This window comes from Paraburkholderia sp. 22099 (genome assembly GCF_052045835.1).
GTDB lineage: Bacteria > Pseudomonadota > Gammaproteobacteria > Burkholderiales > Burkholderiaceae > Paraburkholderia > Paraburkholderia terricola.
The window spans coordinates 52,185-76,215 of sequence record NZ_JBQEPU010000023.1 but is presented as its reverse complement, the minus strand read 5'-3'; the positions used below and the strand labels follow the sequence as shown (position 1 = coordinate 76,215).

The window sequence follows — 24,031 nt, the reverse complement described above, 5'->3', positions numbered from 1 at the left end:
AAAGTTTTTGCTTGTTTCTGTTTCAGCGATGGGCGCGCGCATCGAAGCGCCACTGAAAAAATCGCACCGCTTCCTGCAAGGCGGGCGGATGATCGGCCAACGCGGCATGCGAGACGCTCGGATAACGGACCACCTGAGTCAGCACACCCGCGTCGATCAGACTGCTCGCGTATTTCTCCGCCTCCACATGCAGCACGTCGTTTTGCGCCGTCGCGATCAGCGTGGCCGGCAGGCCCGCGAGCCGCGACGACTCCAGCGGCGCCGCATACGGATGCATGCGCTGCGACGCTTGCGGCAAGTACGCGCGATAACAGGCGGCGCACTCTTTCGCGGTGATGTCCGAGCCGAGGCGCTTTTCGTCGCCGAGGCGCGTGAGGCTCGGGTCGAGCATCGGCCCGAACAACGCCTGAGCGGCAATCTGCACATCCCCGCGATCGCGCGCGATGAACGCGAGGCAATTGGCCAACTGCCCGCCCGCGTCATGCCCGGCCACGCCGACCTTCTTGCTGTTGCCGCCGAACGCGCGTGCCCGCGTTTGCACCCACAGCGCCGCGCGGTGCGCGTCTTCAGGCGCCGCCGGAAACGGAAACTGCGGCGCGAGCGAATAACCCACCGACACGACCAATGCCGGTAAGTGTTCCGCGAAATAACGCGCGGCGAAATCGGCCTGATCGATCGAGCCCTTGGTAAAGCCGCCGCCGTGAAAATAAAGCAATACCGGCAGTGCGGTCTTCTGGCCTTGCCGGTACAAACGCAAGGTAATGTCCTGCGCGTGCCCTTCTATCTGCACGTCGGTCACGCCGAGTGCCGTGCTGCTGGCCTCTGCCGGGCCGTTGCCGGCGGGCGCGAGGGAGTACGGCGGTTTCAATAAATCCATGTCGAGCCGCGCAATGCGCACAAAACTGCAATGGTGCGAATTGTGGGTTCGGCAGACTCGTAAATAAATGCCTATAATCCGGCAACACAATTCGGCGACTCTGAACAATCGAATGCGATTGCTCCGCGGATTCGATTTCCGCTCAGTGCGCCCGCCCTTTCCGGAGGTTTGCAATGGACCGGCTTCAGGCCATGCAAGTGTTCACGCGCGTCGTCGACACCAACAGCTTTACCCGTGCAGCGGAAACGCTCGACCTGCCGCGTGCATCGGTTACCACCATCATTCAGAATCTCGAAGCGTTCCTCGGCACGCGGCTCATGCACCGAACCACGCGGCGTTTGTCGCTCACGCCGGACGGCGCGGCGTACTACGAGCGCTGCGTGCGCATTCTCGCGGACGTCGAGGAAACCGAGGCCAGTTTTCAAAGCGGCAATAAGAAGCCGCACGGCAAGCTGCGCATCGACATGCCGGGATCGATCGGCCGCTTGCTGGTGATTCCTTCACTATGTGAGTTCCACACGCGCTACCCGGACATCGACCTGCAACTCGGACTGACGGATCGCCCCGTCGATCTGTTGCAGGAAGGCGTGGATTGCGTGGTGCGGGTGGGCGCGCTCCAGGATTCCTCGCTGGTGGCGCGCCGTATCGGTTTGTTCGAGGGCGTGAGTTGCGCGTCCCCCGACTATATCGAGCGCGCCGGCATGCCGACCTCGCTCGACGACTTGCAAAATCACAAAGCAGTGAACTACTTTTCGAGCCGCACGGGACGCACGCTCGATTGGGCTTTCATGGTGGACGGCAAGGAAATCGAAGTGAAGATGAAGAGCATCGTCTCGGTGAACGACGCCGATGCCTACGTGACCTGCGGGCTTGAAGGCTTCGGCCTGATTCAGCCGGCGCTCTTCATGGTGCTGCCGCATCTGCGTTCGGGCCAACTGGTGGAAGTACTGCCGGAGTTGAAGCCCTTGCCGATGCCGATTTCCGCAGTCTATCCGCACAGTCGGCATCTGTCGCCTAAAGTCCGTGTTTTCGTAGACTGGATTGCCGAACTGTTCGACCGTTGCCCATTGCTGAGCGGCCGCGGCAGTCTCGACGCCACCTGCACGAAGCGTACTCTGGAGGAACGTGAATCCGCCCCGACACTCGACACGCCTGTGATATCCGAGTGGGTCGCCTGATTCGTTTGATCTGAAGTACGGATTCTGGAATAGTGAATTTCAACCGCGGCTCCAATGCCGCGGTTTTCTTTTTGTACTCACGGCGAGCCCAGTGCCAGCGCGCTCGCGCAGCCTTTGCGGACTGATCCTCGCGGCGATTGTTCTTGAATCGCGACAATTCATTTCGTGAAAGTGCGATTTATCCGCACTCCGCCGAAGCCTACATTTCACCCTGTCGCAGCACACCGCGTTGCTGCAAATGAATCGACAGGAGTGAATCATGAAACGCAATCTCTTCGCAGGTCTAGCTCTTTCGCTGCTCGCAAGCGCACCGGTGTTTGCACAAAGCAGCAGTGGCGGTATTGGTCATGCCGGCAGCTATCAAACGCAACCGGCCCCGAGCACGAGCACTAAAACACGCGCCGAGGTGAAGGCCGAACTGGTCGCCGCTTATCGCGACGGTTCACTGCCGGCACTGAATCGCACCACGTATCCGAACAAAGGCTTGATCGGTCAAACGCAGGCCGCGCGCATTGCATTGCAGGAAGGCACGAATGGCGAGGTCACGCGCGTTGCTAACGGGCAGTGAAGCGGGCAGTGAAGCGGGCAGTAAAAATGAAAACGCCGCGATGATTCAGTTCGAACAAATAGTCATTGCGGCGCCATTCATGCAGTCTTCAAAAGGAGAACATCATGGCACCATCCGAACTCGATCATTGGAATACCGACGCTCCGGTCTGGACGCCGTTTCGCGCACCGCAACGTTAAGTACGGTTGGCAATTCCGCGTTACGCCGCGTTAGCAATGAGTGATGGGTGTGCCCGCGGCTTCGTTCCGCGGGCACACCACGTAGAGAGAGAGTTAGCGTTTCGGCACGCCGTCGCGCCACTCGCCCCAGTGAGTAGCAATGTCCTGCACGAGAGGATTCCCCGAGCGGTACAGGTTTTCGAGGGCGATCGTAAAGCCGCCTTGCGCGGCGTAGTTGATCAGATTGTCCGCGCTGGTTTGTCCATCGTAGGGCCGGTCGAAATCGGAACCCGAGCGCACTACGGCAACGCGATTCAAGTCCACCTTATGCACCGCGGCCGCGCGCTTGAGCGCCTCGTAGGTCGCGTTGTCTTCCTGCTGCGTGGTGCAATAGACGCCTTTGCCATCCGTCAAGGTCTTGGTCCAGTCGCGGGCCCGCTGACCAAGCAGCGTACCCGACCACCACGTATCGCCCGCCAGCGTGTCGCATTGAATGACGGTAGGCGGACGGTTAGCCGGCGCATACGAGTACTTCGCGCGCGCCGCCTGAGCCTGCGCGTTATCGGCGAGCGCAACGTTACGCGACAAGGCAAACGCCGTATCGGCGAGTTGCGTGTTCAACTGGAATACTTCCGTCCGATAGTCGAGCGGCGGCTTTTCCGATGGGCTCTTCGTATTGATGCCGAGGTAGCCCGTATTCCAGCCCGACGGAATCTCACGCCCGTCGATCTCCCATTGAATGCCGAAGTCGACCAGGTACTTCGCCCAGGCGGCGGACCCGACCGTGCCCTGTTGCGGGTCGATACCGGCGATGCCGGCCACCATGAAATACGTGCGCCGCAAATCGAAGCGCGGCGAGAACGTCAACGCCATGATCGACGCGGCCGCATTGGTATGTCCCATGCCGGTGGTCATCACGCACACGTCCTGCCGGTTGCAATGAACCGCCGGGTAATCGGGCGACAAACCGTCCACCGGAATATCACGCCACGGTCCGAGCCGGTCGAGCCACACCTGCCCCTCGGGGCCGAACATCGAAATGATCATCACCTTGACGGGCCGCCCATGCGAGCCGCCCTCGCCTTGCGAGAAACCGTCCTCGTCGGCGCTGGCGGGGCCCGACGAAAACGCGGCGCACGCCGCGAGCGTAATGGCGCAGACAGCGCCGAATGTGCGAGTCAGCATCGTGATTCTTCCTTTTGCTTGTGATGCAGTTTGGGAGAGTGCTGCTTTCAAGCCGAAAGAAGTATAAGTGCGAAGAAATTATTTTCCTTACTTTCCATTATGCAATGCATCATTTCCCGCCCGACGGCTGAACCTTACTGCTGAAAGCCGGCGCGGCGGCTCTGCACGCGCTTCTCCCGGCTTCCCTATAATCGACGATCCGCGGCAAGTCCGAAGGAAAGTCCCTTGGGGCACGCACCGCCTTTGTGCAGTTCTCAACAGGAGCACCACGATGGAGTATGTGAAACTCGGCCGCACCGGCCTCGATGTATCGCGTCTTTGCCTCGGTTGCATGAGCTACGGCGTGCCCTCGCGCGGCACTCATCCCTGGTCGCTCGATGAACAGGCGTCCCGTCCATTCATCAAGCAGGCGCTCGATAAAGGCATCAATTTCTTCGATACCGCGAACGTCTATTCGGACGGCACGAGCGAGGAAATCGTCGGCCGCGCGCTGAAGGACTTTGCCAAGCGCGACGAGATCGTGCTGGCCACCAAGGTCAATAGCCGCATGCATCCGGGCCCGAACGGCGCCGGCCTGTCGCGCAAGGCCATCATGGCGGAGATCGACAACAGCCTGCGGCGTCTCGGCACCGATTACGTCGATCTCTATCAGATCCACCGCTGGGACTACGACACGCCGATAGAAGAAACGATGGAAGCGCTGCACGATGTCGTGAAGGCGGGCAAGGCGCGCTATATCGGCGCATCGTCGATGTATGCGTGGCAGTTCGCCAAGGCGCTGCACGTGGCGGAACGCAACGGCTGGACGCGCTTCGTGACGATGCAGAACTACGTGAACCTGCTGTACCGCGAGGAAGAACGCGAGATGCTGCCGCTGTGCGAAAGCGAGGGCATCGGCGTGATTCCGTGGAGCCCGCTCGCGCGCGGACGTTTGACGCGCGACTGGAACACCGAGAGCGCGCGCTCCGAGACCGACGAATTCGGCCGCACGCTGTACGCGCAAACCGAGGACGCGGATCGCCAGATCGTCGAGCGGGTGAGCCGGATTGCCGCCGAGCGCGGCGTGCCGCGGGCGCAAGTCGCGCTAGCGTGGGTCTTGCAGAAGAAGCCGATTACCGCGCCGATCGTGGGTGCGACGAAGCTGCATCATCTGGACGACGCGGTGGCCGCTCTCTCGCTGAATCTAAGCGACGATGAAATTCGCCAGCTCGAAGAACTGTATGTGCCGCACGCGGTGACCGGCTTCAAATAAGCGGTATGTTGGAGAGCGCCGCCCCGGCGGCGCAAACCCTGTCTCAACCGCGCGGCACGTCTGGTTCGAAAAACACCCAGCGCACTTGCGGAAACGCGGCCTGCAAGTCCGCTTCGATCACGTTGATCGCATCCACCATCGCGCGGCCGCTCGGGTAGTCGATCATTTCCGCCTGCACCGCCACCACCACCTGACGGCCCCATTGCATCGTAATGATGTTGATGATGCTGCGAATCTCGCGGCGCGCACGCAGATGCGCCTCGATCGCGCGGCGCACTTCGGGGCTCGCCGATTCGCCGACGATCATCGACTTCACTTCGCGCGCGACCGCCCACGCAATCACCATCAGCAGCAAGCCGACGGCGACCGAGCCCAACGCGTCGTACACGGCGTTGCCCGTTATCATCGTCAGCAGCACGGCGACGAAGGCTATCGCGAGACCCGCCAGGGCGGCGATGTCCTCGCCCGCCACCACCAGCAGTTCGGATTCGCGTGTCTCCCGAAACCAGCGCCACAGGCTTTTGTCGGGATTGGTCTTGCGAATTTCCTTGATCGCCCCCCACAGCGACAGCGCTTCGAGCACCACCGAAATGCCGAGCACCACGAGCGCCACATACGCATACTGCAAGGGCTCGTGCACGATCAGACGGTGCACGCCCTCATACACCGAAAACGCGCCGCCCACGAAGAACAGCAGCAGCGCGACGAGCAGCGAATAGAAATAGATTGCGCGGCCGCCGCCCATCGGATGCAACGGGCTCGCCGGCTTGCGCGCCTGACGCAGACCGAATAGCAGCAGCAGTTGGTTTCCGCAATCGGCGCTCGAGTGAATGGCTTCCGCGAACATCGAGCCTGAACCGGTGAAGGCGGCCGCGGCGAACTTGCAAATGGCGATGCCAAAGTTGGCGGCGAGCGCGTAGATAATGGCTTTCGGCGATTCTTCTTTCATCGTCGGTGAGAGGGTCCCGTGGGTTTGCAAAGCGCTTTCAGTTGGCAACAGCCCGTATTATGGACATGCCGGGCGGCATGCGTCCAACCCCGTTGTTGCCTTGCATCTTCGTGTACCCTGCCCACCGCCTGCGCGCTCGCGCATCTTCCGCCGTTCTAGGCCCGCTCCAGCGCCGCCATCTCACGCACGATCACCAGCAGCATCGACAGGCTCGCGCCGCCCGTGGCTCGCAGATCGGCAAGCAGCCGCGCATAGCGCTCCAGTTGCGCGGCGCGCTTCTCACGCCATGCCTGAACCAACGTATCGGGCGTCGACGCTTCGTCGGCATGGGCCAATGCGCTCGTGGTCAGCGCGCGTTTGAGGCGCGCCAGTTCGGCTAGCGCCGTGGCGCGCGCCAGCATGTCCCAGTGCGACGGCGCCGGCAGTGAAGCCGCGCGCTCGCTGATCCAGCCGTAGTTGAGCAGCGTGCCGAGCGCGAAGTAGACGCCCGCCACCAGTTCAAGGCTGCGCGCGCAGGTCGACGCCACTTCGGCGATGTCGAGCAGAGCCGCCGAAATCTCGCCGCTTGCGATCCGCACCGCCAACTCGCTATCGACGCCCGCATCCACCAGCACGCGCTGGCGCTCGGACAGCGCTTCGAGATCGGCGCCCGGCAACAGCGCGGGCCATTGCGGCGCGAGGCGTTGCGCGGCGTCGCGGCAGCGCGCGAGCAAGTCGGCCACATCGCCCTCGCTGATCGCGCCCGCTTGCAGATGCCGCAGGAACCACAACGCCGAATGCTCCACGAGCCGCGCGACCTCGACGAACATGCGCGCCTGCACGTCGTCGGCGACGCGGTTATCGAGCGCGTCGATGCTGCGCCATACGTCGTCGAGATCGAACACGTCGCGCGCCATGATGCAGGCGCGCACGATGGCGCCCGGCTGCGCATCGGTTTCTTCCATCAGGCGATGCACGAACTCGCAACCCACACGGTTCACCAGCGCGTTGGTCAGATGGGTCGCGAGAATTTCGCGGCGCAACGGGTGGCGCTGCATCGGCTCGCTGAAGCGTTGCCGCAACGGTTTCGGAAAATAGTCGACCAGCATGTCGGCGACGAGCGGGTCTTCCGGCATCGACGATTCGAGCAGCGCGTCGTACAGCCACATCTTGCTATAGGCGAGCAGCACCGCGCGCTCGGGCGTGGTGAGACCTTGTCTCGCGGTGAGCCGTTCGACGACTTCCTCATCGGAGGGCAGGAACTCGATCGCGCGATTCAGGCGGCCCGCGCGTTCGAGGTAGCGCATCAGGCGCGCTTCGGCATCGAACAGTTCGACGCTGTAGCGGCCCGCGATCGACAGCGCCTGCGTCTGGTAATAGTTGTCCTGCAACACGAGCAGGCCCACTTCGTCGGTCATTTCGGCGAGCAGCGCATTGCGCTGCTTCTCGGTCATTTCCCCATCCGCGACGACGAGGCCCAGCAGAATCTTGATGTTGACCTCGTGGTCCGAGCAGTCGACGCCCGCGGAATTGTCGATCGCATCGGTATTGATGCGGCCGCCGCGCTGCGCGAATTCGATGCGCCCGAGTTGCGTGAGACCGAGATTGCCGCCCTCGGCCACCACCTTGCAGCGCAGATCCGCGCCGTTCACGCGGATCGCGTCGTTGGCGCGGTCGCCGACTTGCAGATGCGTCTCGCGGCTCGCCTTCACATAGGTGCCGATGCCGCCGTTATAGAGCAGATCGACCGGCGCCTGCAGAATCGCGCGCATCAGTTCAGCGGGCGCGAGCGCCGCCGCGCTGATGCCGAGCGCCGCCTGCACCGCCGGCGAGAGCGGAATCGTCTTGGCCGTGCGCGGAAACACGCCGCCGCCCGCGGAGATCAGCGAGGGATCGCAATCGGCCCAGCTCGACCGGTCGAGAACGAAGAGCCGCCCGCGCTCGGCAAGACTGACCGCGGGATCGGGATTCGGATCGAGAAAGATATGCCGGTGATCGAACGCGGCGACGAGCTTGATATGCGGCGACAACAGCATGCCGTTGCCGAACACGTCGCCCGACATGTCGCCGACGCCGACCACGGTGAAATCCGTTGTCTGCGTATCGACGCCCATTTCGCGGAAGTGCCGCTTGACCGACTCCCACGCGCCGCGCGCGGTGATCGCCATTTTCTTGTGGTCGTAGCCGACCGAGCCGCCCGACGCGAACGCGTCGTCGAGCCAGAAACCGTATTCCTGCGAGATCGCGTTGGCGTAGTCGGAGAAGGTGGCGGTGCCTTTGTCGGCGGCCACCACCAGATACGGGTCGTCGGGATCGTGCCGCACCACGTCGGGCGGCGGCGCCAGCGCCGTGCCCGAGAGGTTGTCCGTCAGATCGAGCAGGCCGCGCAAAAAGGTCTGATAGCACGCCACGCCTTCACGCATCCACGCGTCGCGCTCGCTTTGCGGCGGCGGATTCTTCACGACGAAGCCGCCCTTGGAGCCGACCGGCACGATCACCACGTTCTTCACCATCTGCGCCTTCATCAGCCCGAGGACTTCCGTGCGGAAGTCCTCGCGCCGGTCCGACCAGCGCAAGCCGCCGCGCGCCACGCGCCCGCCGCGCAAATGCACGCCTTCCACGCGCGGTGAATAAACCCAGATCTCGAACATCGGTTTCGGCTCGGGCAAGCCGGGCACTTGCGCCGGATCGAACTTGAACGAGAGGTACGGTTTCGGATGTCCGTCGGCGTCGAAACGATAGTAGTTCGTGCGCTGCGTGGCCTTGATGACGCCGAGGAATTGCCGGAGTATCCGGTCCTCGTCGAGATTCGGCACCTGGTCGAGCGCGCTATCGATCTTCTTCAGCCAGCCGTCGATGCGCGCCTCGCGCGTGTCGCCCAATACCGGATCGAAGCGCGCGACGAACAGTTCCACCAGCATGCGCGCGATCGCCGGGTTGCCGGTCACCGCGCGTTCGATATAAGCGTCGCTGAATGTGGAACCTACTTGGCGCAAGTACTTGGCGTAAGCGCGCAGTATCGTCACCTCGCGCGCATTCAGTTGCGCGCGCAAGACGAGGCGGTTGAAATCGTCGCTTTCTATCGCGCCGGTCCACACCTGTTCGAACGCTTCCTCGAAGAGATCCTTCACGCGCTCGATGTCGAATTCCGCATCGTCCGCGAGTTCGAGACCGAAGTCGTGAATCCACGCGGGCGTGGCGCCCAAGGCTTCGATCAGATAAGGCCGCTCTTCATCGACACGCACGCCCAGATGTTCGAGCATCGGCAAGCTGCGCGACAACGCGATCGGCTGCCCCGCGCGATACACCTTGAAGCGGAACGCGCGCGGTCCCGCTTCGATCGGACGGTACAGGTTCATCGCGAGGCGCTCGCTGCCCTGCACGCGCTCGATCAACTCGATGTCGCGCACCGCCGTGCGGGCGGGGTAATCGTCGCGATAGCCGGGCGGGAATGAATCCGCGTAACGTTGCAGCAGACGGTTGCCCTGCTCTTCGCCGAACGCATCGAGCAACGCGTCGGCGAGATCGTCCTGCCAGCGGCGCGCGACCTGCACAAGCCGTGCTTCGAGTTCGCGCGTGTCCACATTGGGCATGCCGCCCGGCTTCGCATGCACCACAAAGTGAATGCGCGCGAGCGTCGACTCCGAAAGCAGCGGCGTGAACTCGACACTGGCGCCGTTGAAGGCGTCGGCCAGCAGATTCGCAATGCGCTGGCGCAGGTCGGTGTTGTACTTGTCACGCGGCACGAACACGAGGCACGACACGAAACGGTCGAAGCGGTCGCGCCGCACGAACAGGCGCGTGCGCTGATGTTCCTGCAAACGCAGCACGCCGAGCGCGGTGTCGTAGAGCTGATTCTCGTCGGCCTGAAAAAGCTCGTCACGCGGATAGGTTTCGAGCACCGTCACCAGCGATTTGGCGAGATGACCTTTCGGCAGGAATCCCGCCCTTCGCACGATATTCGCGCATTTGCGCCGCACGATCGGAATCTCCGAGGCCGACACGAAATACGCGGTGGACGTATAGAGGCCGATGAAACGCCGCTCGCCTGTCACCTTGCCGTCCGCGCCGGTCAGCTTGATGCCGACATAGTCGAGATAGCCGGGCCGGTGCACCGTCGCGCGCGAATTGGCCTTGGTCAGAAAGATCGGCGACGAACTGGAGATGATCTCGGCGGCGGCCGGCGGCAAGGACGTGACTTCGGCCGCGCCAGCAGTTCGCAGCGCATCGCGCAGGATGCCGAGGCCGGAGCCCGGCACCGCGCGCAAACCGTAGCCGAGGTCGTGCTGCACCAGTTCGTAGTCGCGCTGGCCGAGAAAGGTGAAGTGATCGGCCACCATCCATTCGAGGAACGCGCGCGCCTCCAGACCTTCCGGCCCGCCCTCGCCGGCCTTCATGCCCTTGATGGTGGCGCGCGCGAGTTCGACGATCTTCGGCCAGTCTTCAACCGCGGCGCGCACGTCGCGCAGCACGCCGGCGATCTCTTCGCGCAACGCGTCGAGCTTTGACGCATCGCCGCAACGGTCCACTTCGAAGTGGATGAACGACGTGAGCTGCGAGCGCGTATCGGCGGCGTCCTCGGCGCCCTGGCTCACGCGTTCGATGCCGCCGTCGGGTCCGCGCCAGATGCGAAACACCGGATGCACAACCGAGTGCAGCGCGAGCCCATGACGGTTCACCGCCATCGATACCGAATCGACGAGAAACGGCATGTCGTCGTTGACGATCTCGATCACCGTGTGATCGGAGTGCCAGCCGTGCTGTTCGAGGATCGGGTTATAGACGCGCAGCCGCTCGCTGCCCGGCACGAAGCGCTGCGCGGTTTGCCAATGCGCGAGCGCCGCGCCGTACAGGTCGGCAATCGAGCGGCTTTGCAGATCGTCGGCGTCGACGAAGTCGTAGTAGTGCCGCAGGAAAGGATCGACGACGTTGAAGGTCGGCTCGGGCAAGCGCCCCCTCGCAAACTCGACGACATCGTTCAGCAAATGCGTGACGGCTTCTTCGTTCTTTGCTTGCATGATGAACTCCCCCGGCTGGCGGCAATGGCGCGTATTCGCCCGATTCGCATGCAACGTCTCAACGTCTGAATGGGGATTATGCGCCTGCCGCCCCGCGATGCGATGCGCGACCCCACTTAGGTTATACCCGCTGCCCCGGTTAAAGCACAGCCTTCGAAACGGCGGGCTGTTGCGCGACCCACGCATGGACCTGTGCGCCGATCCACGCGGGGTCGTCGTGCGGCAGATCGTGACCGGCCCACGGATGCTCGCGATGCGTCGCGCCCCACGCGGCCGCGAGCTTCGACGAACATGCCGGGTTCACGAGCTTGTCGCCACGCGATGATAGAACCAGCAGCGGACAGTCCGGCCTCACGGCCGCCGCGCGAAAACGCGCGGCGGCCCAGAGTTGCCGCAACGCATTGCCGCGGCTCACCGGCGCGCTGCGGCGAATCTCGCTCCATGCGTCGAGATCGGCGTTCAGCGTGTCGACGTTATTGCACGTCAACCGATGAACGCCGCGCTCCGCGCACGGCGCGTCGCGCCAGTGCGCCGCAACGCCCGCGAGCCCCGGCCATGCCGAGGGACGCAGCCGCTCATGCATGCGGCTGAACGGCCGCATGCTGGTGTTGATGAGCACGAGCCGTTCGATCTCGGCGGGATGACGTTGCGCCCACTCCGTCGCCACCATGCCGCCGAGCGACATCGCCAGCACGCGGTATGGGACGCTCGCCCCGCTTTGCAAAGCGGCAATCCGCACGAAGCTGACCATCTCCGCGACCGTGGCCGGCGCGCGCGCCTGCGCGAACTCGCCGTTGCCCGGCAGATCGAGCAGCAACAGGCGCTCGCCGCCAATGGCTTCGCGCAGCGCGTCGGGCAGGCGGCCCCAGTGGCGCGTTTCGCGCGTGAGTCCGCGCAGCAAAATCCACGTGCTCATGGGGCGTCCGATTTGTACCAGTGGTCGATCGCGCTTTGCAGCAATGCCTCGCGACGGTTGCCTTGCGGCAGCCAGCGTTGCGACGAGAAAGCCGCGCGCGCGAGAAAGTCGAGCAGGTTCGCGTGACGCCGCAGCACGCGCGCGGTGCGATGCGCCTTCACCGGATTGAACATGCCCTGACGCGAAAAGAGCTGGCGCGGATTCTTCTTGATCCACAGCCACGAGCCGAGTTCGAGTGTCATCGGCAGGAATACGTTGGGGGCCGGCGTGCGGTCATACGCGAAGTCCCATAGATCGCCGTGCAGCAGATACTGATGGCTCTGCGGTTCGAACGTATAGCCATGATGCGGATGCGAGCGCTCGAACATCGTTTTCAGCACGTACATTTCCGGCAGATGCGGCATCAGTTTGCGAGTGCGCGCGTAGGGAAACCAGATGCTGTCGGTCCAGCCATAACCGGAGTGGCAATCGAGCGCGATACTCAAGGGCCGCGCCGCCAGTTCGCTTTCCACCACTTGCAGGAGCGCCGCGGCTTCCGGCTCCATCGGCTCGCCGTGGCGGCCGCGATACCACGGCAGCCACGCGCCCACGCGCTGACCGCCCGCGAGCAGCGGCACGCGTTCGTCGGCGTTCTGCGGCGCGTTGCGCATCAGGTCGACGCCGTTCGGATTGGCGCGCGTCGCCGCCCACATGCCGCCGGGATTGACGATCGGCATGAAGACCAGACGAATCGACTGCAATTGCCGCACCAGCAACTCATCCCATTCGAGGCGCGCGAGCAGCGCGCGCATGTAGTCGAGTACGAGTTGCGAGCCGATGCGTTCGAGTCCGTGGATGCCGCCGAAGAATCCGATCGCGGGCGCGAGCGGATCGGTCGAGCCGATACTCGCCGTGTGCACGGTGAATTGCCGGCCACGCACCGTCGTCTCGCAGACAGAACGGATCTCGAAGCTGGCGCTGCCCTGCTCGAGAATCGTCTTGAGATCTTCATACTCCGCGAAACTGTCGGGAAGAAAGCTCAAAGGCTGCATGACGACGTCGAATGGAACTGCGAGGTTATGGGGGGCGGCGAGCCGCAGACGCAATATAGCCTGGCGCCGCGCGATCATGCGGGTGGCGTGAGGCGTAGTTGCAAAGCGTGTCATCCGTATGTCATTTTCCGCTCGAAGGAATGCCTCGGGTGCGCCCTGGGTGCGGCCTTTTTCGACGGCGGAAAACATTCACGGAGATGTAGTCGTCTAGACGTTACGATGCCTTCACTCAACCGTCACAGACGCTTTCTAGAATGAGTCCACACAGGCCCGTAGCGGCCGGAAAAGAGGTACTCATGGAAGCGACGCCGGACGCAATCCGTATCGAACGGTTGAGCAAGACGTTCAGCAACGGCCGCAAGGCCCTGGACGAAATCGATCTGCGCGTCGAGCCCGGCGAGATGGTTGCGTTGATCGGCGCGTCGGGCTCGGGCAAGTCCACGCTGTTGCGGCATATCGCGGGCTTCACGGCCTCGGATGCGCAGCCCTCGCAGATCGCGATTCTCGGCCGGCCGATTCAGCAGAACGGCCGGATCGTGCGGGAAGTGCGCAGCATTCGCCGCGACATCGGCTTCGTGTTTCAGCAATTCAATCTGGTGAACCGGCTTTCCGTCGAGACCAACGTGCTGATCGGCGCGCTGTCGCGTCTGCCGTGGTGGCGCCGTCTCACCGGGCGTTTTCCGGGCCCGGAGCGGGCCCTGTCGATGGCCGCGCTCAACGAAGTCGGCATCGGCGAACACGCGCGCGAGCGCGCCGCGAACCTCTCCGGCGGACAGCAGCAACGCGCGGCCCTGGCGCGGGCGCTGGTGCAGCGCGCGCGCATCGTGCTCGCCGACGAACCGATCGCCTCGCTCGACCCCGAATCGTCGCGCCGCGTGATGGACATGCTGCGCACGCTGAACGCCGAACATCGGCTCACGGTGCTGGTGTCGCTGCATCAGGTCGACTTCGCCATGCAGTATTGCCCGCGCACCGTCGCGCTGCGGCGCGGCAAGGTGGTGTACGACGGCCCCTCCGCGGCGCTCAGCCCCGCGCTGCTCAAGCAGCTCTATGGCGACGACGTCCACGAACTGCTCGATGACGCGGACCCTGGCGCGACCGGCACCGCAAGCAACGCCGCCGGGATGGAAAGCAGCGCGCGGCTCCAGGCCCCCCCATCCACCGCGACGCGCTACGCGTTCGCCCTCGACCCGGCGCACTCGAACTGAGCGCGCCAATCCACTGTATTCATTCAACCGGACCTCAACCGATGAAACTCCTGCGTTCATTGATCACGCTGACGCTCGGCGCGGCAGCCCTTGCCTGCGTCGCTACCGCACAAGCCGAGGACATCAACCTCGGCATCATCTCGACGGATTCGTCCTCGGTGCTCAAACAGCGCTGGGAACCGCTGATCGAGGACATGAACCGGCAAACCGGCCTGAACGTGAAGGCATTCTTCGCGACGGACTACGCCGGCATTATCGAAGGCATGCGCTTTAACAAGGTACAGGTCGGCTATTTCGGCAATGCGTCGGCGATCGAAGCGGTGGATCGCTCGCAAGGCGAAGTGTTCGCGAAGGTCCTGTATGCGAACGGCGACGCCGGTTATTACTCGGTGCTGATCACCAACGTGAACAGCCGCTTCAAGACGCTCGACGACGTGTTCAAAAACACCAGGGACGTCACGCTCGGTTTCGGCGATCCCAACTCCACGTCGGGCACGCTGATTCCCGGCTATTACCTCTTCGCTAAACGCAATGTGCCGGTGAAGACGTCGTTCAAGACGGTGCTGCCGTCGAGCCATGAGGCGAATCTGCTCGCCGTGGTGAACAACAAGATCGACATCGCCACCAACAACACCGAGATGCTCGACACGCTGAAGAAGCAGCACCCGGACAAGTTCGCGCAAGTCCGCGTGCTGTGGACGTCGCCGCTGATTCCGTCCGACCCGCTCGTGTGGCGCAAGGATCTGCCGCAAGCCACCAAGGACAAGCTGCGCAACTTCTTCCTGAACTATGCGAAGACCGATCCGCGCGAAAAAGCGGTGATGGCCGCGATTACCGGCTATGGCGGCTTCGCGGCGTCGTCGGATGCGCAGTTGCTGCCGATCCGCCAGATTGCGCTGTTCCAGCAGAAGCAGAAGATCGAGAGCGACACGCATCTCTCCGACGACGACCGCAAGACCCAGTTGGCCGCGCTCGACGCGAAGCTCGCCGCGCTCGGCAACGTGCAATCGAAGCAATGAACACGGTCGATCTGATCACGTCGCCGGCTCGCGCGAACGAAGCGCTCGCCGCGCGGGCGGCGCGTCATGGCCCGCCCGCCGCGGGCAAGTGCGGCTGGCTGTCGCTGGTCGGCTGGATCGCGGTGCTTGCGGTGCTGGGCGGCGCATGGCACGGCGCCGACATGCGTCCGCTGGATTTGCTGAGCGACTCCGGCAACATGGGCCAGTTCGCCAAGGACTTCTTCCCGCCGGATTTCAGCGAATGGCGCAACTATCTGCACGAGATGTACGTGACGCTTTCGGTGGCGGTGTGGGGCACCGCGCTCTCGCTCGTCTGCGCGGTGCCGTGCGGCTTGATGTCGGCGCACAACATCGCGCCGGCGTGGATCGTGCAGCCCATGCGCCGCGTGATGGACGCCTGCCGCGCGATCAATGAAATGGTGTTCGCGATGCTGTTCATCGTCGCGGTCGGCCTCGGTCCTTTCGCCGGCGTGCTGGCGCTGTGGGTGCATACCACGGGCGTGCTCGCCAAGCTCTTCGCGGAAGCGGTCGAGGCCATCGATCCGCGTCCGGCCGAAGGCGTGCGCGCAACCGGCGCGACCAGTGTCGACGAAATCGTTTACGCCGTGCTGCCGCAAGTGCTGCCGTTGTGGATCTCTTACGCGTTGTATCGCTTCGAGTCGAACGTGCGCTCGGCGATGGTGGTCGGCATGGTCGGCGCGGGCGGGATCGGCGTGGTGCTGTACGAGGCGATCCGCTCGTTTAACTATGCGCAGACCGCCGCGGTGATGCTGATGGTGGTGGTGGTCGTGACGGTGATCGATCTGGCGTCGGCGTGGCTGCGTGAGCGGGTGACGTGAGGGTTTGGGGGGTTGTTGCAGTGTGCAAGCCGAAGTGTCGTCCGCGAGCCCCTCACGCCAACTCCACCAACGTCGCATCAATCGCACCGCCCAGCGTATTGAAAGCCGGCGCGATGTCCTCATCCGGCACGCACGCATAGCCGATCAGCAAACCCGACGGCGCCAGCGACGGTTGCGCGTAATACCCCGACAACGGCCGCACGACGATATTGCGCTCCAGCGCCGCGGCTGCCACCGCGCGGTCGTCGCTGCCTGGCGGCAGTTGCATCACCAGATGCAAGCCGGCATCGCCGCCCACCGCCGGCAACGCGTCGCCATAACGGCGCGCGGCGGCGTCGAGCAGACTCTGGCGACGCTGCCCGTAAAGCGTGCGCATCTTGCGGATATGCGAGGTGAAATGCCCTTCGTCGATGAACTCCGCGAGCATGGCCTGTTGCAGCAATTGTCCCTCGCGATACAGTTCGGCGCTCGCCGTGGCAAAGCTCTCCGCCAGCGCTTCCGGCGCGACCAGGTAGCCGATGCGCAAGCCGGGAAACAGCGTCTTGCCGAAGCTGCCCACGTAAATCACCTGCCCCGACGTATCCAGACCTTGCAGCGACGCCAGCGGCCGGCTGCCGTAACGGAATTCGCTGTCGTAGTCGTCCTCGATGATCCAGCATTGGTTTTGCCGCGCGTATTCGAGCAGCATGCGGCGGCGCGCGAGGCTCATCACCATGCCGAGCGGATATTGATGCGACGGCGTGACGAGCATCAGCCTGGGCGGCTGCGCGAGGTCGTCGGCGGAGGGATTGATGCCTTCCTCGTCGACGGCGATCGGCCGCGATTGCAGCCCGGAAACGTGCATCACGCTGCGCACGCCCCAATAGCACGGGTCCTCGGTCCAGATCACGTCGCCCGGATCGGACAGCAGACGCACGGCGAGGTCGACCGACTGATGAATGCCCGTCGTGATGATGATCTGCTCGGGCGTGCAGCGCACCGAGCGCGAGGTGCGCAGATAGTCGGCCAGCGCGTGCCGCAGCGACGCCAGGCCGCCGCCCGGCGCGTAGGTCAACAGATCCGGGCGCAGCCGGCGCCAATACTTGTTGTGCAGGCGACTCCACACGCGCGCGGGAAACTTCGTGACGTCCGGCACGCCCGGCATGAACGCGCCCCATTGACGCTTCGACACGCCGGCACCCGCGATCAGCCGCGCGCCGCGCGTGGACAGCGCGCGCTTTGCCGGCAAGGGCGAGGACAGGGGTGAGTTCGACGGCGCGGCGCGGGCTTGCGCCGCGTCGGCATCCGGCCCGCCGACGATCTCGTCCGGCGCGCTATCGGCAACGAAGGTGCCGCTGCCGGTCGCCGAATTCACATAGCCTTCGAGCGCCAACTGCTCGTACACCTGCGTGACGGTGTTACGCCCGATGCCCAACTCCTTGGCCAGCAAACGCGACGACGGCACCTTGGCGCCCGCCGGCAGTTCGCGCGACAGGATCGCCTGTTGCAGCAGCCGATGCAGTTGACGATAGATCGGCTGGCCGTTGCCGCGATCGAGGCGCTGCGCCAGCCAATCGGACAACACACTCGCGCGCATCAGTGGCTCCTACATTTTTATTGAAATGGCTCTGAAGTTGAGAGCCAAATCTCATTATAGTCGCTGCATGTGCCGCTTAAGCGCGGCGTCCGCAAAAAACCGAGGAGCGCCGGAGATCACGATGAAGAATGCAGAATTGAAGAGCCGCAAGGACGCCGCCACGCCGCGCGGTGTCGGCGTGATGTGCGATTTTTACGCCGAGCGCGCCGAGAACGCCGAACTGTGGGACGTCGAGGGCCGCCGTTTCATCGACTTCGCCGCGGGCATCGCCGTCTGCAATACGGGCCACCGTCACCCGAAAATTCTCGCCGCGATCCGCGACCAGCTCGATCACTTCACGCACACCGCGTATCAGATCGTGCCGTACGCGTCGTATGTCGAACTGGCGGAGAAGATCAACCAGCGCGCACCGGGCGACTATCCGAAGAAGACCGCATTCTTCACGACCGGCGCGGAAGCCGTCGAAAACGCGATCAAGATCGCGCGCGCCGCGACCGGCCGTCCGGGCGTGATCGCGTTCACCGGCGGCTTTCATGGCCGCACGTTGATGGGCATGGCGCTGACCGGCAAGGTCGCGCCGTACAAGATCGGCTTCGGTCCGTTCCCGTCCGATGTGTTCCATGCGCCGTTCCCGAATCCGCTGCACGGCGTGACCACCGCCGATTCGTTGAAGGCGATCGACGCTTTGTTCAAGGCCGACATCGACCCGAAGCGCGTGGCGGCGATCATTTTCGAACCGGTTCAGGGCGAAGGCGGTTTCTATTCAGCGCCGGCCGAGTTCGTGCGCGCATTGCGCAAGCTGTGCAACGAGCATGGCATTCTGCTGATCGCCGACGAAGTGCAAACGGGTTTTGCGCGCACCGGCAAGCTGTTTGCGATGCATCACCATGACGTGGTGCCCGATCTGATGACGATGGCGAAGAGCCTCGCGGGCGGCATGCCGTTGTCGGGCGTGGTCGGTCGCGCCGATGTGATGGATGCGGCGGCGCCGGGCGGCCTCGGCGGCACGTATGCCGGCAACCCTTTGGCGATTGCCGCCGCGCATGCCGTGCTCGATATCATCGACGAGGAAAAGCTTTGCGAGCGCGCCACGGTGTTGGGTGACCGCGTGAAGGCGAAGCTGATCGCGCTGCAAGGCGAGGTGCCGCAAATCGCCGATGTGCGTGGACCGGGCGGCATGGTGGCGGTCGAATTTTGCAAGGCGGGGAGCACCGAGCCCGACGCGGAGTTTACCAGGCGCGTGCAAACTCGCGCGCTCGAGCGTGGCTTGTTGCTGCTGGTGTGTGGTGTCTATTCGAACGTGGTTCGGTTTCTGTTCCCGCTCACCATTCAGGACTCGGTTTTTGATGAAGCCATGGTTATTCTTGAGGGTGTGATCAGGGATAGTGTCGCTGTGGGGGTTTGAGTTTTTCGGCCTGCGCGGACTCGCATTACAGCATCCATGGCCAGGCCGCGATCAAGTACACGCAGCTCGGCTAAATTCGAAAAGTGAAGCGGCCACGCCGGAATGTCCGACGTGGCCGTTTTCTTATCTGGTATGGGCGAAGACTCCCGGGCTGAACGGCCGTCATCGACATATTTGTGTCAGTGCACAGGGCCTTGACGAAAAGCCCCCTACTTCACCACAACTTCCGTATGCGTCACCACCGGCGGCTTGTCAAAAAACGGCCCGACAAGTCGACGCCATTCCTGAAAGTCATCCGACTCGCGGAAGTGCACCATGTGATCTTCCAGCGTATCCCACTGAACGAGCAGAACATAACGGTTCGGCTGTTCGACGGTTCGATGAAGCTCGACGCCCTTGCAGCCGCGCGCCCGATTGAACAGCGGTATTGCCTGTGCGACGCCGGCCTGGAACTCCGCATCTTTTCCCGGCGCGATTTCGATCACTGCCATTTCATTCACCATACAACTCTCCAATGGAATTGAGTCCCGGCGATTCTACGCCGTAACGGTTCATCGAGCAGGTTCATCGAACGACGAAGCACAGCCCTGCCACCAAACCACGGTTGCTATAATTTTCCAGCCGCACGCAAGCATTCGGCCACGGCGATTGCCAAAATAATTTCATACGCCCTACGTCAATCTGACTGGAAGATTCGATGTCCAAGCAAACGGCTAACGCAAGCGGACCGCCCACGCTAAGCGGGCTATTCCTCATCTTCAGCCGGATCGGACTCACGAGTTTCGGCGGCGGTTTGAGCGGCTGGCTTCTGCGGGAATTCGTGCAAGAGCGCCACTGGATCAGCGAGGAAGACTTCCTGAACGGCCTGGCAATTTCACAAGCGCTGCCGGGCATCAACGTGAAGAACATGGCGATCTGGATCGGACACCGGCTGCTCGGCTGGCGCGGCGCGCTGCTCGCGGTCACGGGAATCATCGTTCCGCCCGCCGTTTTCATCATCATTCTCGGCACGGCCTTCACCTATCTGCTTCATTTTCCGCCCGCTCATGTCCTGCTTGCGGGCGCGGCGGCAGCGGCCACCGGCCTGTCGCTGTCGATGGGCGTGACCACCGCGCGCCGCGTGCCGCGCACGCTGTTGCCCATGCTCTTTCTCGCCGGCACGTTTGTCGCGATCGGCGTTTTGCGCTTGCCGCTGGTATGGGTCGTGACAGGCGCGGGCGGCTTGAGCGTGCTGTCCGAGTACACCAAACTCCGCACCCAACTCCGCAAGGCATAGACATGTCGACACGCGTTCTCGTGCAGCTTGCGGCGGTCTTTGCGCCGCTGTCGCTGGTGACGATAGGCGGCGGCCAGGCCATCATCGCCGATATCCAGCGGCAGGTCGTGGACGTTCACGGCTGGATGACACACGGCCAATTCGCCGCCGACTTCGCCATTTCGCGCATGGCGCCCGGCCCCGGATCGCTGCTCGCCACGTTGATCGGCTGGCAAATCGCCGGGTTCTGGGGCGCCGTCGTGGCGACGCTCGCGCTGCTCGCGCCCACCGGCTTGCTGATCTACGGCGTCACGCACGTCTGGACGCGTTATCAGGGCGCGCCCTGGCAACTCGCGCTCGAACGCGGCCTGCGTCCCGTTGCATCGGGCATGATCCTCGCAGCGGGCTGGGTGCTGCTGAAGTCGCTCGACGGCGGCACGCCGGCCAAGGCGATTGCCCTCGCTTCAATGGCGCTGTTGCTGAGCACACGGATCAATCCGCTGCTGCTATTGCTCGGCGGCGCGTTGCTGTTGCTCGGCGTATCCGAACTCGGCGCCGGCCTTCCGTACCTGCTTCAGGTGCACGTCGCGGGCTAAAGGCCCGCTTCCTCGTCGATCTCCAGATCCATCAACGCGGAACTCAGCGATTTGCCGTGCGCGTCGAGAGCGAGCGAACGCGTTACGCCGCCGCCGAGCGCCCTCCCCAATACGAAGTTGAACGCGGCAAGGCGAGGCAATTCATAGCGCACCACGTCGCCGAGCACGACGTCGCTCAAAAACGCCTTCACGCGCTCCGAGGTCAGCACCTTCCGCAGAAGATCGTAATGCCGCGCGTCATGACAAATGACGGACACGTTCAACGTATTGCCCTTATCGCCCGTGCGTGAATGGGCCAGTTCGCGTAGCTTCATGTCACGCCTCCACAAACGAGAAAGTCGGATTCGTGGACGCGCGCGGCAATAGCACCGATTGCACCGCCACCACTTCGCGTGTCGACTTCGTCGCTCCGCCGCCGCCCGCCGGACCGTTGGTATAAAGGGTCTCGACTTCATTGCCGATCCGCACCGCCTCGGCCAGCGACGCCGTGCGTCCCGCCACCCGCGCACGCACTTCATAGGGTTCCGCGCCGCGCGCGCCCGCCGTTTCGCCGTGCAACGCGTTCACGCCGATCAGATCGAACCGTAACTCGCTCGTTTGCACACCGGTCAACGCGAGCCGTTCGCGGACGATATCCAGCGCGAGCCGCGCACGCGCCACCGCGCCCGGACCCGCGTATGAAACTTGCCCTTCACCGATAAACCCGTCGACGTAGGCCACGGATGCCTTCAACGTATCGGTGCGCGGTGAGCCGCGCCCGCCTGTAATGCGGACGCGGTCCGGCGCCTCTTCATTCACGCATACGTTAGAGAAATCGGCGACGACATCGGGCTGCAAGTAGCGCTGCGGATCGTGGATTTCATAGAGCAACTGTTCCTTGCAAGTGGCTTCGGTCACGCGTCCTCCCGCATGCGGCACCTTGCTGATGACAACCGAACCGTCCGCCGCGACTTCCCCGATCGGAAAGCCGAGTCTCGCCAGATGGGGAACGTCCTTGAAACCCGGATCGGCGAAATAGCCGCCCGTGATCTGCCCCGCGCACTCGAGCAGATGGCCGACGACGGTTGCCTGACCGAGCGTGTCCCAGTCGTCCATGTTCCAACCGAACCTATGAATCAGCGGCGCGGTGAAAAGCGAGGGATCGGCCACGCGGCCGGTCATCACGATTTGCGCGCCCGCTGCGAGCGCGGCGACAATCGGCGCCGCGCCAAGATAGGCATTCGCCGAGACGATGCGATCGCGATATGACGCCGCGCGTTCGCCCGATTCCTCGAACGTGAAATCGCCGCGCTGCACGACATCGAGCACATCGTCACCGGTGACGGCCGCGATCTTCACGTCGCCCAGTCCGAGCGAACGCGCGATTTGCGCGGTTTTGCGCGCCGCGGCCAGCGGGTTCGCCGCGCCCATGTTCGAGATGATCCGCACGCCATTGCGGATTGCGGCGGGCAGCACGGCTTTCATTCGCGCTTCGAGCAGCGGGTCGTACCCAAGTTGCGGATCCTGTCGTCGAGCCTGCTGCGCAATCGCGATGGTCCGCTCGGCCAGGCATTCGAACACGAGGTAATCGAGCGCGCCGTGTTCGGCCAACTCGACCGCCGGCTCGATCCGGTCACCCGAATAACCCGCGCCCGCGCCGATGCGGACCACGCGTCCTCGATCTTGAGTAACGGTCATGCTGGTCTCATCCATTCGATGAAGCTCACAAAGGAAATACGCCTAGCGCCACGCACGCAATCGTCATGACGATCGACGCGGCGAACAGCAGTGGAAAGGTGAACCGCTGATGGTCCGCGAGATCGATTCCGCACAGGCCGACCACGAGAAACGTCGCGGGCGTGAGCGGGCTCACCGGGAAACCGGTGGTCATCTGGCCGAGCAGCGCCGCCTGTCCCACGTGCACCGACGGCACGCCGAGTTGCCCCGCGACTTCGGCGATCACGGGCAGCACGCCGAAATAGAACGAATCGGGATCGAACAGCATGCTGAGCGGCATCGACACGAGGCCAAGCGCGACGGGAATGTGGCTCGCCATGGCTGGCGGCACGAAACCGACCGCGGCTTGCGCCATCGCCTTGAGCATGCCGCTGCCTTGCATTACGCCGGTGAACACGCCGGCGGCGAGCAGGATGCCGGCCATCATCAACGCGGCGCGCGCGTGAGCGTCGATACGCTTGCGCTGCATCTCGACGTTCGGGTAGTTCACGATCAGCGCGACGCACAGTCCGACCATGAACATCAGCGCGGGCGGAATTTTTTCGCCCATCACCACCATCGTTCCGAGCACGACGAGCGTCAGCACGATGTTGAACCAGAAGTTCCTCGGGCGGCGCAATGCCTGCTCGTCGGGCGTCAGTTCGCGCTTCGGCATCGGAATGGCGCCCGCCGCGCCGGTGAGGCCGAGGCGCTTTTCCTCGCGCCGGCCGAGCCAGAACGCCATGCCGAAGACGAACACGAGCCCGATTGCCTGCACCGGAATCAGCGGATTGAAGAGCGCCGAAACCGGCAGATGCAGCGAAGCGGACGCGCGGATCATCGGTCCGGTCCACGGCAGAAAATTGATGCCGGCCGCCATCGAAACCGCTGCGGCGAGCACGCGCCGGTCCATCTTCAGGCGGTCGTAGAGCGGCAGCATCGCGGGAATGGTGACGAGAAAGCAGACCGCGCCGGACCCGTCGAGGTGAATCAGCAGCGCCAGCAGCGTCGTGCCCATCACGATTCGCGTGGGCCGCGTGCCGACCGCGCGCAAGATCCGGTCGATGATCGGATCGAGCGTGCCCGCATCGGTGATGGTGCCGAAGTAGAGAATCGCGAACACGAACATGCCGACGACGGGCGCGAGGTTCTTCAGCCCGTCGATGACGAACTTGCTCGTCTGGAACCCGAAGCCGCCGATCAGCGACGCGGCGATCGGAACGATGATGAGCGCCACCAGCGGCGACATTCGTTTGGACAGGATGGCGGCCAGCAGCACGACGATGGTGGCCAGCCCCAGTAATGGCAGCATGTTGCACGTCTCCGA

21 protein-coding genes are annotated in these 24,031 nt (G+C 63.7%); 10 read left to right on the top strand and 11 right to left on the bottom strand.

The features are described 5' to 3' along the window. Positions 1–22: 22 nt before the first annotated feature. Positions 23–877, bottom strand: coding sequence for an alpha/beta hydrolase (locus tag ACTJLC_RS21685; RefSeq protein ID WP_083083061.1), 855 nt, complete (start codon positions 875–877; stop codon positions 23–25). Positions 878–1,050: 173 nt separating this feature from the next. Here ACTJLC_RS21685 and ACTJLC_RS21680 point away from each other — a divergent pair, with 173 nt between their 5' ends. The 3 genes from ACTJLC_RS21680 (at position 1,051) to ACTJLC_RS21670 (ending at position 2,846) form a co-directional block, all read left to right on the top strand. Then, positions 1,051–2,055: a LysR family transcriptional regulator gene (locus ACTJLC_RS21680; RefSeq protein WP_073430158.1), complete on the top strand. Its 1,005-nt coding sequence runs from the start codon at positions 1,051–1,053 to the stop codon at positions 2,053–2,055. Positions 2,056–2,314: 259 nt separating this feature from the next. After that, a complete protein-coding gene (locus ACTJLC_RS21675) occupies positions 2,315–2,623 on the top strand; it encodes a DUF4148 domain-containing protein (protein ID WP_073430159.1) in 309 nt (102 codons plus the stop codon). Further along, the gene (locus ACTJLC_RS21670; protein WP_440845105.1) at positions 2,589–2,846 is read left to right on the top strand and encodes a hypothetical protein; all 258 of its coding nucleotides are present in this window, start codon (positions 2,589–2,591) and stop codon (positions 2,844–2,846) included. Before ACTJLC_RS21675 ends, ACTJLC_RS21670 begins: the two co-directional genes overlap by 35 nt. Before the next feature lie 49 nt (positions 2,847–2,895). Here the strand turns inward: ACTJLC_RS21670 and ACTJLC_RS21665 are convergent, their stop codons facing one another. Beyond that, entirely contained in the window at positions 2,896–3,966 is a 1,071-nt protein-coding gene (locus ACTJLC_RS21665; RefSeq protein ID WP_073430160.1) for a purine-nucleoside phosphorylase, read from the bottom strand. A gap of 271 nt (positions 3,967–4,237) precedes the next feature. Between ACTJLC_RS21665 and ACTJLC_RS21660 the strand changes: the two genes are divergently transcribed. Continuing rightward, on the top strand, positions 4,238–5,218 hold the full coding sequence (locus tag ACTJLC_RS21660) for an aldo/keto reductase (RefSeq protein ID WP_310125571.1): 981 nt from the start codon (positions 4,238–4,240) through the stop codon (positions 5,216–5,218). A gap of 43 nt (positions 5,219–5,261) precedes the next feature. Here ACTJLC_RS21660 and ACTJLC_RS21655 read toward each other — a convergent pair whose 3' ends face one another. The 4 genes from ACTJLC_RS21655 to ACTJLC_RS21640 all read right to left on the bottom strand — a co-directional run bounded on the left by ACTJLC_RS21655 (position 5,262) and on the right by ACTJLC_RS21640 (position 13,111). Beyond that, positions 5,262–6,167, bottom strand: coding sequence for a cation diffusion facilitator family transporter (locus tag ACTJLC_RS21655; protein ID WP_083082476.1), 906 nt, complete (start codon positions 6,165–6,167; stop codon positions 5,262–5,264). A gap of 155 nt (positions 6,168–6,322) precedes the next feature. Continuing rightward, complete coding sequence (locus ACTJLC_RS21650; protein WP_310129410.1) at positions 6,323–11,164, bottom strand: NAD-glutamate dehydrogenase; 4,842 nt, start codon at positions 11,162–11,164, stop codon at positions 6,323–6,325. A 139-nt stretch (positions 11,165–11,303) separates the two neighbouring features. After that, the gene (locus ACTJLC_RS21645; protein WP_310129412.1) at positions 11,304–12,080 is read right to left on the bottom strand and encodes an alpha/beta fold hydrolase; all 777 of its coding nucleotides are present in this window, start codon (positions 12,078–12,080) and stop codon (positions 11,304–11,306) included. Next, positions 12,077–13,111 carry a M14 family zinc carboxypeptidase gene (locus ACTJLC_RS21640; protein ID WP_073430221.1) on the bottom strand — a complete coding sequence of 345 codons (1,035 nt, stop codon included), beginning with the start codon at positions 13,109–13,111 and terminating at the stop codon, positions 12,077–12,079. The genes ACTJLC_RS21645 and ACTJLC_RS21640 overlap by 4 nt, the downstream gene beginning before the upstream one ends. A 296-nt stretch (positions 13,112–13,407) precedes the next feature. Between ACTJLC_RS21640 and phnC the strand changes: the two genes are divergently transcribed. The 3 genes from phnC to phnE are packed head-to-tail and all read left to right on the top strand — an operon-like array spanning position 13,408 to position 16,177. After that, a complete protein-coding gene (phnC, locus tag ACTJLC_RS21635; RefSeq protein ID WP_310125582.1) occupies positions 13,408–14,319 on the top strand; it encodes a phosphonate ABC transporter ATP-binding protein in 912 nt (303 codons plus the stop codon). A gap of 41 nt (positions 14,320–14,360) precedes the next feature. Next, on the top strand, positions 14,361–15,338 hold the full coding sequence (gene phnD / locus ACTJLC_RS21630) for a phosphonate ABC transporter substrate-binding protein (RefSeq protein ID WP_310129417.1): 978 nt from the start codon (positions 14,361–14,363) through the stop codon (positions 15,336–15,338). Then, on the top strand, positions 15,335–16,177 hold the full coding sequence (phnE, locus tag ACTJLC_RS21625; protein ID WP_310129419.1) for a phosphonate ABC transporter, permease protein PhnE: 843 nt from the start codon (positions 15,335–15,337) through the stop codon (positions 16,175–16,177). The genes phnD and phnE overlap by 4 nt, the downstream gene beginning before the upstream one ends. A 52-nt stretch (positions 16,178–16,229) precedes the next feature. Here phnE and pdxR read toward each other — a convergent pair whose 3' ends face one another. Then, entirely contained in the window at positions 16,230–17,753 is a 1,524-nt protein-coding gene (gene pdxR / locus ACTJLC_RS21620; protein ID WP_310129421.1) for a MocR-like pyridoxine biosynthesis transcription factor PdxR, read from the bottom strand. 121 nt (positions 17,754–17,874) lie between these two features. Here pdxR and ACTJLC_RS21615 point away from each other — a divergent pair, with 121 nt between their 5' ends. Further along, entirely contained in the window at positions 17,875–19,158 is a 1,284-nt protein-coding gene (locus tag ACTJLC_RS21615; RefSeq protein ID WP_154872073.1) for a 4-aminobutyrate--2-oxoglutarate transaminase, read from the top strand. 209 nt (positions 19,159–19,367) lie between these two features. Here ACTJLC_RS21615 and ACTJLC_RS21610 read toward each other — a convergent pair whose 3' ends face one another. Then, positions 19,368–19,661: an antibiotic biosynthesis monooxygenase family protein gene (locus tag ACTJLC_RS21610; protein ID WP_073430170.1), complete on the bottom strand. Its 294-nt coding sequence runs from the start codon at positions 19,659–19,661 to the stop codon at positions 19,368–19,370. A gap of 194 nt (positions 19,662–19,855) precedes the next feature. On the opposite strand from ACTJLC_RS21610, the gene ACTJLC_RS21605 reads away from it, so the two are divergent. Continuing rightward, entirely contained in the window at positions 19,856–20,434 is a 579-nt protein-coding gene (locus ACTJLC_RS21605; protein WP_310129423.1) for a chromate transporter, read from the top strand. Between the two features lie 2 nt (positions 20,435–20,436). Continuing rightward, positions 20,437–21,009: a chromate transporter gene (locus ACTJLC_RS21600; RefSeq protein WP_310129425.1), complete on the top strand. Its 573-nt coding sequence runs from the start codon at positions 20,437–20,439 to the stop codon at positions 21,007–21,009. On the opposite strand, the gene ACTJLC_RS21595 is transcribed toward ACTJLC_RS21600, so the two are convergent. From ACTJLC_RS21595 to ACTJLC_RS21585, 3 genes are read right to left on the bottom strand one after another with little or no spacing between them, the layout of a single operon-like run. Then, positions 21,006–21,323 carry an AtuA-related protein gene (locus tag ACTJLC_RS21595; protein WP_073430173.1) on the bottom strand — a complete coding sequence of 106 codons (318 nt, stop codon included), beginning with the start codon at positions 21,321–21,323 and terminating at the stop codon, positions 21,006–21,008. The genes ACTJLC_RS21600 and ACTJLC_RS21595 overlap by 4 nt on opposite strands. Before the next feature lies 1 nt (position 21,324). Then, on the bottom strand, positions 21,325–22,686 hold the full coding sequence (locus ACTJLC_RS21590) for an acyclic terpene utilization AtuA family protein (RefSeq protein WP_310129427.1): 1,362 nt from the start codon (positions 22,684–22,686) through the stop codon (positions 21,325–21,327). A 25-nt stretch (positions 22,687–22,711) separates the two neighbouring features. Next, on the bottom strand, positions 22,712–24,016 hold the full coding sequence (locus ACTJLC_RS21585) for a CitMHS family transporter (RefSeq protein ID WP_154872077.1): 1,305 nt from the start codon (positions 24,014–24,016) through the stop codon (positions 22,712–22,714). Between the last annotated feature and the right edge of the window lie 15 nt (positions 24,017–24,031).